This window comes from Paenibacillus cremeus, assembly GCF_007786445.1.
Taxonomy (GTDB): domain Bacteria; phylum Bacillota; class Bacilli; order Paenibacillales; family NBRC-103111; genus Paenibacillus_G; species Paenibacillus_G cremeus.
In genome coordinates this window covers 1-12,821 of record NZ_VNJI01000051.1, presented here as the reverse complement: position 1 = coordinate 12,821, position 12,821 = coordinate 1, and the positions used below count along the sequence as shown (strand labels likewise).

Sequence of the window (12,821 nt, the reverse complement as noted above, 5' to 3'; positions counted from 1 at the left end):
TTAGGATTGGACAACTCGCAGCCGGCTCTATTGAAGAAACCGATTGTCCTCTCTGAGAATCCCAGCTTTCGCGTACTTTCCCGTTCGTCGCTGTGACATATGTTCTCTAAGTATATCCGAAAAACATGTAGTTTACAATAATGTATTCACGCGGTTCATAACGGTCTCTTTGCCCAGCAAATAAATCGTCATGTTGAGATCCGGTCCATGCATTTGTCCGGTCAGCGCAACGCGTACGGTCATGAACAACGGCTTGCCTTTATAACCAGTTTCGGTTTGCACGGCTTTCATGATGCCCTTCATGGCATCCACGTTGAAATCCGCCGCCTGCTCGATCTGGGACAAGAAGCTCCGCAGCACGATCTTGGCATGGTCTTCCGCCAGCACAGCCTTCGCTTCCTCATCTTCAAAGCTCACCGCGTCGCGGAAAAACAGCTCCGAGAGCGGTACAATCTCCGCTGCATAGCGCAGCTGCTCCTGATAGAGGCCGATCAGCGAACGTGCCCACTGCTCCTGCTCCGCTGTAAGGGTGCCTGGAAGGCGGCCTGCTTTTTGCAAATGCGGCAGCGACAGCTCGGCGATTCGATCTTTGTCCGCTTTCTTGATGTACACATTGTTCATCCAGTTCAGCTTATCCATATCAAATACTGCCGGGCTTTTGGACACTCGATCTAGGGAAAACTGCGCGATCAACTCTTCCTTGGTGAAAATCTCTTCTTCACCCTTAGGCGACCAGCCGAGCAGCGCGATAAAGTTCAGTACAGCCTCTGGCAAGTAGCCAAGCTCCTTGTACTGCTCCATAAACTGAATAATGGATTCATCGCGCTTGCTCATTTTTTTCCGATCCTGATTTAAAATGAGCGACAAATGTGCAAACTCCGGCACGGGAAGGCCTAACGCTTCGTACATCATGATTTGCCGCGGCGTATTGGTCAAATGCTCCTCCCCACGGATGACCAAAGTGATTTTCATCAAATGATCATCCAAAATAACCGCAAAGTTATAGGTTGGGATGCCATCCGGACGCACGATAATAAAATCGCCAATCCCCGCCGATTCAAATTCTACATGCTCGCGAATGCGATCCTCGAACGCGATCACTTTATCCGCCGGCACGCGGAAACGAGTCGATGGCTTGCGCCCTTCCGCCTGGTATTGCTGCTTCTGCTGCTCCGTCAAATGACGGCATTTGCCCGAGTACATCGGCATTTGCCCTTTCGCTTCCTGCTCCGCCCGCTCCTGCTCCAGCTCCGCTTCGGAACAGTAGCAGTGATACGCATCGCCTTGCGCCAGCAGTTGATCGATGAAAGGCTGGTACAGATCCAGCCGCTCCGTTTGACGATAAGGGCCGTAAGGGCCGCCCACATCTACACTCTCATCCCAGTTCACGCCGAGCCATTCCAGGCCGTCGAACTGATTCTGGATCCCTGCCTCCAGGTGCCGGGTCTGATCCGTGTCCTCAAAGCGAATGATGAATTGCCCGCCTTCCTTACGCGCAAGCAAATAATTAAACAAGGCCGTCCGTGCTCCGCCGATATGAAGATGTCCTGTCGGACTCGGAGCGTATCTAACGCGAAAATCTGCCATGGTCCCTTCTCCTCTCACACCTAGCCAATCCATAGTCCCAAAAAATATTATCTGTTATGATAGCACACCTTTTACCAAACAAACAACCGCCTGCGCTGCAATGCCTTCGCCCCGGCCGGTAAACCCGAGCTGCTCCGTCGTCGTTGCTTTGACATTGACTTGACTAAGCTCTTCCGCTTCCAAGGCCGTTGCAATGCGCTGCACCATAGCCGGAATATGGGGAGCCATCTTCGGCTTTTGCGCAATGATCGTACAATCGGCGTTCCCCAAGCGGTATCCCGCTTCCTTCGCCAGCTTCCATACCCGCTCCAGTAAAATATAGCTATCCGCATCTTTAAACGCCGCATCCGTATCCGGAAAATGCTTGCCGATATCGCCGAGTCCCAACGCACCCAAAATGGCATCGCTCAGCGCATGCAGCAGCACATCCGCGTCGGAGTGGCCGAGCAGCCCTTTTTCAAATGGAATGTCTACGCCGCCGATAATGCACTTGCGCCCCTCGGTTAATTGATGCACGTCAAAGCCTTGTCCCACTCGAATCATGTGTTCTTCTCTCCTCTAGCATTGCGTATGATCCACTCAGCCCAAGGCAAATCCTCCGGCGTCGTGATTTTGATATTGTAGTAATCTGCCTCTACGACAGCTACCTTGATCCCCAGCCGCTCCACCAGCATCGCATCGTCGGTGCCCAGGAAGCCATCCTGCCGAGCCGACTCATACGCCTGCAGCAGCATAGAAAGACGAAAAGCCTGCGGGGTCTGAATCGCCCACAAGCTGCGTCGATCTGGTGTAGCTTGAATAAGCCCGTCGCTATCGACGACCTTAATCGTATCCTTGACAGGCACAGCAAGCACTGCTGCATCTGTTTCTTTGGCCTTGTCTAAGCATGCGAGGATATGCGCCTCTGCTGCAAACGGCCGAACGCCATCATGCACCATGACCCAGTCGACCTTTCCTTGCAGCGTAGCAAGTCCCTGATAGACCGAATCCTGACGTTCCGAACCACCGGTTACAACGTGCTGCACTTTGCGCAGCCCGTATTGCTCGACATACTGCTGGCACCGATCTACATCAGCGCTCCCTGTAACCAGCACGATCGTATCGACGACCTCCATGCGGTCAAACAATGCCAAAGTATGTACCAAAATAGGCTTCTCGTCGATCATCAAGTACTGCTTGCTTTCTTGGGTCTTCATCCGTGAGCCCTTGCCCGCGGCAACAATTACGATCCCCAGCTTGTCCGTCACTTTGTTCACCTGCCACAACACTCTATGACAACTGATCCTTGGGCGGATAACAGCTGCAGCTTCTATCATACCGTGTTAGAGCGCTTTTTCCAATAGCTTGGGCTTGGCAAAAATCATTCGGCCTGCTGACGTCTGCAGCACGCTTGTTACGAGTACATCCAGCGTCGTTCCGATAAAATCGCGTCCACCTTCCACGACGATCATCGTACCGTCATCGAGATAAGCCACGCCTTGCCCGTGCTCCTTGCCATCCTTGATCACCTGCACCAAAATTTCCTCGCCCGGCAGCACCACCGGTTTCACCGCGTTGGCTAGGTCATTAATATTGAGCACGGAGACGCCTTGCAGCTCACACACCTTGTTCAGGTTAAAATCGTTGGTAATCACTTTCCCCTGCAGCACTTTCGCCAGGCGAACCAACTTGCTGTCCACTTCCGAAATTTCATCGAAATCCCCTTCGTAGATCAGCACCTTCACATCCAGCTCTTTCTGAATTTTGTTCAAAATGTCAAGTCCACGGCGTCCGCGATTCCGTTTCAGCAAATCCGACGAGTCTGCAATATGCTGCAGCTCCTCGAGGACAAATTCAGGAATGACCAAGGTCCCTTCAATAAATCCGGTCTTGCAAATATCAGCGATCCGCCCGTCAATGATGACGCTCGTGTCGAGAATTTTGTGCTCCTCATACCGCTTCCCTTCTCCCTGTCCTCCGCGGTCACGGCCGGATTGACGTTTTTCCAGAATGGAGAAGATCTCCTCCTTCTTCACGACTCCCAATCGGTAGCCGGCCCAGGCTAGCAGCACGACACCCACCGCATACAGGAAGGGATTCGCCATCCCCGCTTTCTCGAACGGCCCTAGCAGCATGGAAGCTGCAAGCAGTCCCATAACCATCCCCAACGAGCCTGCAAATAAGTCCGCCGCCGGTACGGTGCCTACCCGTTCTTCCCCTTTGTGCATGATGCTCAGCAGGTACTCCAACGTGAGCGAGCTGAAGGAATAAAACAGTAGGGCGCCGAGCCCAAACATCCATACTTCCTGCCCTTTAATCTCACCCCATCCAAAGACCGGTTCTATGACGTTAAAAAATGGCCGACCAATTGTATCACTCCACTGTACCCCTAACACACCGCCAATAACTGCGAACAGAAGCTGGAACCATCTTTTCATCATAGACTTCACCTCCATCAATAAAAAATACTCCTCGTTACAATTATGAACCAAAAGTTTCCTGCCTAATCCTCCGCCCCATAAGAAAATACAAAAAAGCACTTACTTCCCCGAAGGAAAATAAATGCTTTTCATTTTCATCGTCTATTCGTTTTGTTAGAACGTCGTGGTTTTCGATTCGTCGTCTACGGACTTCTTTTTTCTTCTTCGGAAGAAGAGCCGATCAACGTTTTTTTTTAAGCCCCACAGCGCATAAATGACCAGCGGTACAAAGATCAGTTTGGACAGCATGCCTGGATATAGAATGGCGAGAAGCACCGCCGCTGCCACGACAATCGGAGTTACCCAGATCGCAGCTTTTGGAATACCGACTTTCTTAAAGTTTGGATATTTGACGGTACTGACCATCAAGTACGAGAGCAGCAGCGTCGACAACAGCAATACGATGGTATTCAACTCATTGTGGAACAATGCCAGCGTACAAAGCACACCGCCTGCAGCTGGAATCGGCAAGCCGATGAAATAGCCCGGTGTCCCTGCGACTACGTTAAACCGTGCCAATCGAAGCGCTCCGCAAATCGGGAATACTGCTGTTGCAATCCACGCAGCCGCTGCATTGAGCTCTGTGAAAGCAACTACGTACATAATGAACGCTGGGGCGACGCCGAAGGAGATCACATCGGACAACGAGTCCAGCTCTTTGCCGAATTCGCTCTGTGCATTCAGCGCACGGGCTACACGCCCATCTAGTCCGTCCATCAGCATGGCCACAATGACCATGATGGCCGCCAGCTCCGGTTTATTGTTAAATACCAATATTATGGAGATAATGCCCAAAAACAGATTCCCCACGGTAAATACGTTCGGGAGGGATTTCGTTATCATTGTATAGTCCACCTCTGGTTTTACTGTACCCTAATCTATATTATTATAGCACCGGAAAGTTTTAGTTAGAACCACAGGTTCGCCCCGCTTCAGATGCTCTCATTTAGGCTACCTTCTGATTGTATGCAAGTTAGATATGTCTGTCAATGAGTACCTGATCTTGGATACGTTTTAATCCTTCCTTAATAGTTCTAGCCCGCACCTCGCCAATTCCATCAACTTCATCGAGCTCTTCTATTGTAGCCATCATCAGGTGCGGAAGATACGCAAATCGCTCCACTAGATTATGGATGATGACGGTTGGAAGTCGCGGAATCTTATGCAGCACCCGATAGCCGCGCGGCGATACCGTTTCTTCGGCGCTGTTGTTGGCATGAGGGTAGCCGAGCACGCGGGCAATATGGGAGTGGTCCAGCAAGTCGTCGGACGCCAGCCGCCGGAATGCATTGAGTGCTTCTTTCACCTTTTCCTCGCTGGGGTCCTTCACATAATCCTTCACCAGCAAATAGGCTTCAAATTCCATATTTCCTACCAACTCTTGCAGCTGCATGCTGATCAACCGACCTTCGTTGCCCAGTTCGTTAATGTAGCGCTTAATTTCCGCTTTAATGCGCAGCACCATCTCGACGCGTTGAACGACCTCGGTCACATCGTGGAGCATAACCAGCTCTTCAAATTCAGACGCACCGAGATTCGTCAGATCCTGATCGAGCACCGTCTTGTACCGATCCAACGTTTGAATGGCTTGATTCGCTTTGGTCAAAATAACCCCAATATCCTTGAGTGCATACCGCAGATTCCCCTGATAAAGGGTAATGATATTTCTACGCTGTGAGATGGAAACGACCAGCTTGTTAGTCTGTTTGGCCACCCGTTCGGCTGTCCGATGACGAATCCCCGTCTCTGATGAGGAGATGGAAGAATCCGGAATCAGCTGAGTGTTGGCGTACAGAATCCGTTTCAAATCCTCGCTCAAAATAATGGCGCCGTCCATCTTTGCGAGCTCATACAGGTAATTGGGGGAAAAATCGCAATTAATGGAGAACCCTCCATCTACAATCTCCATCACCTCAGGACTATATCCGACGACGATCAAGCCTCCGGTTTTCGCCCGCAATACATTTTCCAACCCCTCGCGAAAAGGGGTCCCTGGGGCGACGAGCTGCAGCAGCTGGCTCACCTGATCTCTCTTGGCTTCTTCCTTACTCACGATGTCCCCACACTCCGCTCCAATATCTAAACAAAATTACAGTAATGCCGCTTTCAAGGCTTCCGACACAGTCTCTACGCCGATGATTTCTATGCCTTTCGGCGGTGTCCAGCCCTTGAGGCTCTTCTCCGGAAGAATGACTCGCTTGAAGCCCAGCTTCTGTGCCTCACGTACGCGCTGATCGACGCGGGAAACGCCGCGCACCTCGCCGGTAAGCCCCACCTCGCCGAACACGACATCATAAGGCTGGGTCGGCTGCTCCCGGAAGCTCGAAGCGATACTAACCGCCACGGCCAAGTCAACCGCAGGTTCATCTAGCTTCACACCACCGGCGATGTTCAAATAGGCATCCTGATTTTGCAAAAACATGCCCATCCGCTTCTCCAGCACCGCAATGATCAGAGACAGACGGTTATGATCAAAGCCGGTCGCCATCCGTCTAGGCGAAGGAAAATTGGTGGACGAAACAAGCGCTTGCAGTTCAACGAGCACCGGTCTGGTACCTTCCATACTGGCCACAACCGTCGATCCCGAAACTCCCAGCGGCCGTTCGGACAAAAATAATTCCGATGGATTGCTTACTTCCACCAATCCGACTTCCTGCATCTCGAAGATTCCGATCTCATTCGTAGATCCGAAGCGATTCTTCACCGCACGCAGTAAGCGATAGGAATGATGACGCTCTCCCTCAAAATACAGCACGCAGTCGACCATATGTTCCAGCATGCGGGGTCCTGCAATGGCCCCTTCCTTAGTAACATGACCAACTACTACGGTTGCAATTCCTTTGATTTTGGCGATGCGCATAAAATGGCCCGTGCACTCCCGCACCTGCGAGACGCTGCCAGGCGCCGAGGTTACCGCAGGGTGAAATACCGTCTGAATGGAGTCGATCACGACGAAATCCGGTTCAATCTCATCAATCGCGGCTTCGATATGCTCCACATTCGTTTCGCAGAGCACAAACAGCAGCGGCGAAGTGACTTGAAGGCGATCTGCCCGCAGCTTCGTTTGTTTGACCGATTCTTCTCCTGATATATACAGCACCTTCAATTGCTGCTGTGTCAGCGCATGAGAGGTTTGCAGCAGCAGCGTTGATTTCCCGATTCCCGGATCGCCCCCGACCAGGATCAGCGAGCCTGGAACGATCCCACCGCCTAAGACACGATTCAGCTCCTTATTATCGGTCACGATGCGCTGCTCTTCACTGCTATCTATGTTTATGATGGATATCGGCTTTTCTTTCTTTTTTGAAAAAGAAGTATGCAAACCTTGACTTTTACTGACCGTTTCCACTTCTTCAACAAATGTATTCCATGCATGACAGCCTGGGCATTTGCCCAACCACTTCAAGGACTCATAGCCGCATTGCTGGCAAAAAAATTTCGTTTTCGTTTTAGCCATGCTGTTCCCCTAACGTACTGAATTTCCACCCGCAATCTCCAAATTCCACCATTTCAAAGTTTACCATTTTTACCGCAGTCATGAAAGCCCTCCTTGATCGGTTCACCACAAAAAAATCCAGCCCCCCATTTATCATCGGTAGGACTGGATTTATTTATTACTTCAATTAAGCCTTCGAGGCCACTTCCGTGTTCCGCTCGACGGTCAATTCGCCGTCTTTTTCATCGATAATCAGCTTATCGCCTTTGGATATATTGCCACGAAGCAATTCCTCCGACAAGCGGTCTTCAATATGCTTCTGAATCGCTCTGCGCAGCGGGCGTGCCCCGAAGGTCGGATCGTATCCTTCTTTAGCCAGGAACGCTTTGGCCGAATCCGTCAATGTGAAATCGACATCTTGATCTTTCAGACGCTTACGCAGCTCGTCAGCCATCAGTGTCACGATCTCAGCGATGTGCTTCTCATCGAGCGAATGGAACACAATAATTTCGTCAATCCGGTTCAAAAATTCCGGACGGAAGCTCTTCTTGAGCTCGCCCATCACTTTGTCCTTCATGCTATTGTATTCACGACCTGAATCGTGCGCCGCGGTAAAGCCCAGCGTCGAGTTTTTCTTAATCGCATCGGCACCCACGTTGGATGTCATGATGATCAGTGTATTGCGGAAATCGACGGTACGGCCCTTGGAGTCGGTTAAGCGTCCATCCTCCAATACTTGAAGCAGGATATTGAACACTTCCGGATGCGCTTTTTCGATCTCATCCAGCAGGACTACAGAGTATGGCTTGCGGCGTACTTTCTCGGTCAGCTGACCGCCTTCTTCATAGCCGACATACCCTGGAGGCGCCCCGACCAGACGCGAAGTGGAGTGCTTCTCCATGTATTCCGACATGTCGATCCGGATCACGGAATTTTCATCACCGAAGAGTGATTCGGCAAGCGCACGAGCCAGCTCCGTTTTACCTACCCCAGTAGGTCCCAGGAAAATGAAGGAGCCCATTGGACGCTTCGGATCCTTAAGGCCTGCTCTAGCCCGTCGGATGGCACGGCTGACGGCTTTCACCGCTTCCTCCTGGCCGATCACGCGATCGTGCAGGATTGATTCCATTTTGAGCAAGCGCTCCGTTTCTTCTTCTACCAGCTTCACTACCGGAATACCGGTCCAGCTGGTGACGACCTGCGCAATGTCATCCGGTGTAACCTCGGAATCGGTACGCCCTTGCTTCTCTTTCCACTCGTTCTTCGTGGTGTCGAGCTCTTCACGCAGCTTCTGCTCGGTATCGCGCAGCGAAGCAGCTTTCTCGAACTCCTGGCTTTGCACCGCAGCGTCTTTCTCCTTGCGGATATCCTCCAGACGGCTCTCCAGCTTCTTCAGGTCCGGCGGTACCGTGTAGGAGCGAAGCCTTACCTTGGAGCCCGCCTCGTCGATCAGGTCGATCGCTTTGTCCGGCAGGAAGCGGTCCGTAATATAACGGTCCGACAGCCTCACCGCTTGCTCAATAGCCTCATCCGTTATTTTCACGCGGTGGTGCGCTTCGTATCGATCCCGAAGCCCATACAAAATTTGAATCGCTTCCTCCGGCGAAGGCTGATCCACCGTAATCGGCTGGAAGCGCCGCTCCAGTGCCGCATCCTTCTCGATATATTTGCGGTATTCATCCAAGGTCGTCGCACCAATACATTGCAGCTCGCCACGGGCCAGTGCCGGCTTCAAGATGTTAGAAGCGTCGATGGCGCCTTCCGCTCCACCTGCACCGATCAGCGTATGCAGCTCGTCGATGAACAAGATGATATTTCCCGCTTGGCGGATTTCATCCATAATCTTTTTAAGCCGGTCTTCAAATTCGCCGCGGTACTTCGTACCTGCAACCACGGAGCCCATATCGAGCGTCATAACGCGTTTGTCACGAAGCGTCTCCGGAATTTCATTGGCCACAATCTTCTGCGCCAGCCCTTCCGCGATCGCGGTTTTACCTACCCCAGGCTCCCCAATGAGCACCGGGTTATTTTTCGTGCGGCGGCTCAGGACTTGAATCACGCGCTCAATTTCCTTGCTGCGGCCAATCACTGGGTCCAGGTTGCCCTCTTTGGCATAGGCGGTCAAATCGCGTGCCAAACCGTCCAGTGTCGGCGTATTTACATTGGTTTGGTTCCCATGGTTAGGCGAGACCACTTCACTGCTTCCAAGCAGTTGCAGTACTTGTTGGCGGGCCTTGTTCAAGCTGACGCCGAGGTTGTTCAGAACGCGTGCAGCCACGCCTTCTCCTTCACGAATCAGGCCCAGCAAAATGTGCTCTGTGCCTACATACGTATGACCCAGCTTGCGGGCTTCGTCCATCGACAGCTCGATGACCTTCTTTGCCCGAGGCGTATAAGCAATATTGGTCGGCTGCTCTTGCCCGCGGCCAATCAACGATTCCACTTCATCTTGAATTTTCTCTAAGCCGAGCCCCAGAGCAATAAGCGCTTTTGCCGCAATGCCCTCACCTTCCCGGATGAGTCCCAGCAAAATATGCTCTGTTCCGATATTGTTGTGTCCTAAACGGACCGCTTCCTCTTGCGCCAAAGACAGCACTTTCTGTGCACGTTCAGTAAATCTGCCAAACATCATGAGTAACACCTCCAAAATTGTTCTACCAAAAAAATTACAGTGCAATAGTCTAAGGTGTAGAGGCCTATTCAGCCGCGGCGGATATTTTCCCCCGAATCAGCTGAGCCCTCCTAATGTCTCTTTCTTCAGCCGTTAGCTTTTCTCCTGCCGACTGCTGCAAAAAACCCGGCTGTGTCATTACTAATAGTTCGTTAAGCACATGGGAGGAAACATTCTTGATAAAGCCTAGGTCGATCCCCAGCCGAACATCGGATAGTCGCTGTGCCGCTTCCTTGGAGTCCATGATAGCAGCATATGAGAGGATCCCATAGGATCGGCTGACCCGGTCCAAAATTTTCGGTTTCGTCTCAAACACCAGCTTCTGCCGCGCTGCGCGTTCATGCTCAATGATTTGTCTTACGACACTGTACAAATTATCAATAATCTCATCTTCCGACTGCCCCAGCGTAATTTGGTTCGAAATTTGAAACAAATTACCCAGCGCTTCGCTTCCTTCACCGTATAGACCGCGGACAGCCAGCCCAACTTGTGTGACCGCAGACAAAATCCGATTGATCTGCTGCGTAAGAACCAATGCCGGTAAATGGATCATGACCGAAGCCCGTATACCTGTACCTACATTTGTAGGACAGCTGGTTTGGTAGCCTCGTTTTTCATCAAAAGCATAATTCAGTTGGACCTCAAACACATCATCGATCTGATTTGCTAGCCCCCAGGCCTCCCTAATCTGAAATCCGGGGCACAAGCATTGTATTCGGAGATGGTCCTCTTCATTCACCATGATGCTGATGGATTCATTTTCATTTAAAATGACAGCCCCATTACGGGACTCATTTGCTAGTGCCGGACTGATCAGGTGCTTCTCCACTAATACGCGCTTCTCAAGCTCATTTAAATCAGAAAGAGGCAGCAGCGTAAACCGGCTAATCGTTTGAAATTCATCATTGTCAAGCAGCCCTGCCACTTGATCAAGCACTTCTTTGGATTGCTGGTTTGTGGCCAGCATTGGGAATGGGTACGCCCTAAGGTTGCGGGCTATCCGGATTCTGCTGCTGATCACGATATCCGAATCCGGGCCATCTCCCTTCATCCAATCGCTAAGCGCATGCTGCGTAAAACGGCTGACTTCCGTCATAAGCATTCCTCCTAACCGCCAAGTCAACTAGACTAGCCCTCGGCCACCTTTTTCTCCAATTCTCGAATTTGGTCCCGAAGCTGAGCCGCTTGCTCGAATTCCTCGTTCTCAATGCGCACCAGCAGATCTTTTTTCATTTGATCGATTTCACGCTTATATTGAATCAACCCGCCTGATCGCTTCGGCACCTTGCCGGTATGCACCGTGCTTCCATGCACTCGTTTGAACAGAGGGTCTAATTTCTCGCCAAAGTGCTTATAACACTCACTGCACCCAAATCGGCCTACCTTGCTGAATTGAGAATAAGTCAATCCGCAATGCTCACAACGACTCGGTTGGACTTTGTTTGCCAGCGTGCTTTGAGCGGAGGAAGGTTCAAAGTCCAATAACCCGCTGAGCAGGTTGTGAATCGAAAAGCCATTCGGCGTCCCAGGAATCAACTCTCCCTTCTCCCTTGCGCATGACTCACAGATGTGGAATTCCGTCTTTTCTCCATTAAGTATTTTGGTAAAATGAAGCGTTGCCTGCTTCTTACCGCATTCCTGACAGATCATCTGGTTCCCTCCTTGTTGCAACCGATCCTGATGTCGGTTGTAACCACCTAATCATTTGCTGCTTAATAAGGAGATTAGCATCGCTTTTAGAAGCTTAGCCCGAATTTCGTCCCTCAAAGGGAGCTTGAGCACCAGCACTTCCCGATCCACCGCAGCCTTCATCAAGGACGCTTCTCGAGTCGTGATAAACCCGCCCTCTCTGAGCTGATAAATTAAGCCTTCCGAAGCCGTTTGGTCCATGAAGGTGCTGATCGTTTGAAAAATGTGGTCCAACACCGCTCCATGCGAATTCAACTCGATCTTCTGGATACGAATGTACCCCCCGCCGCCGCGCTTACTCTCGACAATGTACCCCTTCTCAAGGGTAAAGCGAGTACTGATGACGTAGTTGATTTGCGATGGCACGCAATTGAACTGATCAGCCAGCTCGTTACGCTGAATTTCTATTATGCCCTCAGGGCTCTGCTGCAGAACCTGCTTCAGATACTGCTCAATCACTTCTGAAACATTGCGCATCAATTCAACCTCCAGAAAGAAGTAAATTGACTTTGACTTTCTTTGACTTTAATAACATTATACCAGATTTACTTAAGATTGCAACTCCAGACCACCATGTTATAGTGTTCGGTAAATAGCTTCTGATTTATTCTTTTTGAAAAGCAAAAAAAGAGCCCCATTGGATATTGTCCAATGAGGCTCTTTCAATTTGCTTGGCGACGTTCTACTCTCCCAGGACCCTGCGGTCCAAGTACCATCGACGCTGGAAGGCTTAACGGTCGTGTTCGGGATGGGTACGCGTGGTTCCCTTCCGCCATCATCACCAAACGGATTATGACGTTTCTGCCAAGAAACATCCATTGATTGTTCAAGGTGGCTTGCACCCTGAAAACTGGATTCGAAACAAAGCTCACTGAATCTTTTGGATAAGCCCTCGACCGATTAGTATTCGTCAGCTCCACACGTTGCCGCGCTTCCACCCCGAACCTATCTACCTCGTCGTCTACAAGGGGTCTTACAT

The 12,821-nt window shown here is 51.0% G+C and carries 11 protein-coding genes and 2 rRNA genes; all 13 read right to left on the bottom strand.

Going from position 1 to position 12,821, the window contains the following annotated elements:
• Nucleotides 1-132 precede the first annotated feature (132 nt).
• Nucleotides 133-1,587: a glutamate--tRNA ligase gene (gene gltX / locus FPZ49_RS28020; protein WP_144853452.1), complete on the bottom strand. Its 1,455-nt coding sequence runs from the start codon at nt 1,585-1,587 to the stop codon at nt 133-135.
• Nucleotides 1,588-1,641: 54 nt separating this feature from the next.
• Nucleotides 1,642-2,130 carry a 2-C-methyl-D-erythritol 2,4-cyclodiphosphate synthase gene (gene ispF / locus FPZ49_RS28015; protein ID WP_144853449.1) on the bottom strand — a complete coding sequence of 163 codons (489 nt, stop codon included), beginning with the start codon at nt 2,128-2,130 and terminating at the stop codon, nt 1,642-1,644.
• On the bottom strand, nt 2,127-2,834 hold the full coding sequence (gene ispD, locus FPZ49_RS28010) for a 2-C-methyl-D-erythritol 4-phosphate cytidylyltransferase (RefSeq protein ID WP_144853585.1): 708 nt from the start codon (nt 2,832-2,834) through the stop codon (nt 2,127-2,129). The genes ispF and ispD overlap by 4 nt, the downstream gene beginning before the upstream one ends.
• Before the next feature lie 75 nt (nt 2,835-2,909).
• Nucleotides 2,910-4,007, bottom strand: coding sequence for a PIN/TRAM domain-containing protein (locus tag FPZ49_RS28005; RefSeq protein ID WP_144853447.1), 1,098 nt, complete (start codon nt 4,005-4,007; stop codon nt 2,910-2,912).
• 153 nt (nt 4,008-4,160) lie between these two features.
• The gene (pssA, locus tag FPZ49_RS28000; protein ID WP_144853444.1) at nt 4,161-4,889 is read right to left on the bottom strand and encodes a CDP-diacylglycerol--serine O-phosphatidyltransferase; all 729 of its coding nucleotides are present in this window, start codon (nt 4,887-4,889) and stop codon (nt 4,161-4,163) included.
• A gap of 130 nt (nt 4,890-5,019) precedes the next feature.
• Nucleotides 5,020-6,099 carry a DNA integrity scanning diadenylate cyclase DisA gene (gene disA, locus FPZ49_RS27995; RefSeq protein ID WP_186446144.1) on the bottom strand — a complete coding sequence of 360 codons (1,080 nt, stop codon included), beginning with the start codon at nt 6,097-6,099 and terminating at the stop codon, nt 5,020-5,022.
• 36 nt (nt 6,100-6,135) lie between these two features.
• A complete protein-coding gene (gene radA, locus FPZ49_RS27990) occupies nt 6,136-7,503 on the bottom strand; it encodes a DNA repair protein RadA (RefSeq protein ID WP_144853438.1) in 1,368 nt (455 codons plus the stop codon).
• Between the two features lie 166 nt (nt 7,504-7,669).
• Nucleotides 7,670-10,114, bottom strand: coding sequence for an ATP-dependent protease ATP-binding subunit ClpC (gene clpC / locus FPZ49_RS27985; RefSeq protein ID WP_144853436.1), 2,445 nt, complete (start codon nt 10,112-10,114; stop codon nt 7,670-7,672).
• 64 nt (nt 10,115-10,178) lie between these two features.
• Nucleotides 10,179-11,249 (bottom strand): protein arginine kinase, encoded by a 1,071-nt coding sequence (locus FPZ49_RS27980; RefSeq protein ID WP_144853434.1) that lies wholly within the window; start codon nt 11,247-11,249, stop codon nt 10,179-10,181.
• 32 nt (nt 11,250-11,281) lie between these two features.
• Entirely contained in the window at nt 11,282-11,803 is a 522-nt protein-coding gene (locus FPZ49_RS27975; protein WP_144853432.1) for a UvrB/UvrC motif-containing protein, read from the bottom strand.
• Between the two features lie 51 nt (nt 11,804-11,854).
• On the bottom strand, nt 11,855-12,319 hold the full coding sequence (locus FPZ49_RS27970) for a CtsR family transcriptional regulator (RefSeq protein WP_144853430.1): 465 nt from the start codon (nt 12,317-12,319) through the stop codon (nt 11,855-11,857).
• A 192-nt stretch (nt 12,320-12,511) separates the two neighbouring features.
• A 5S ribosomal RNA gene (rrf, locus tag FPZ49_RS27965) occupies nt 12,512-12,628 on the bottom strand.
• Nucleotides 12,629-12,722: 94 nt separating this feature from the next.
• Nucleotides 12,723-12,821 (bottom strand): 23S ribosomal RNA (locus FPZ49_RS27960); the annotation flags it as partial.

Coding starts and splice junctions, on each gene's coding strand:
- gltX (WP_144853452.1), bottom strand. CDS start 1,587: ATGGCAGATTTTCGCGTTAGATACGCTCCGAGTCCGACAGGACATCTT.
- ispF (WP_144853449.1), bottom strand. CDS start 2,130: ATGATTCGAGTGGGACAAGGCTTTGACGTGCATCAATTAACCGAGGGG.
- FPZ49_RS28005 (WP_144853447.1), bottom strand. CDS start 4,007: ATGATGAAAAGATGGTTCCAGCTTCTGTTCGCAGTTATTGGCGGTGTG.
- pssA (WP_144853444.1), bottom strand. CDS start 4,889: ATGATAACGAAATCCCTCCCGAACGTATTTACCGTGGGGAATCTGTTT.
- radA (WP_144853438.1), bottom strand. CDS start 7,503: ATGGCTAAAACGAAAACGAAATTTTTTTGCCAGCAATGCGGCTATGAG.
- clpC (WP_144853436.1), bottom strand. CDS start 10,114: ATGATGTTTGGCAGATTTACTGAACGTGCACAGAAAGTGCTGTCTTTG.
- FPZ49_RS27980 (WP_144853434.1), bottom strand. CDS start 11,249: ATGACGGAAGTCAGCCGTTTTACGCAGCATGCGCTTAGCGATTGGATG.
- FPZ49_RS27975 (WP_144853432.1), bottom strand. CDS start 11,803: ATGATCTGTCAGGAATGCGGTAAGAAGCAGGCAACGCTTCATTTTACC.
- FPZ49_RS27970 (WP_144853430.1), bottom strand. CDS start 12,319: ATGCGCAATGTTTCAGAAGTGATTGAGCAGTATCTGAAGCAGGTTCTG.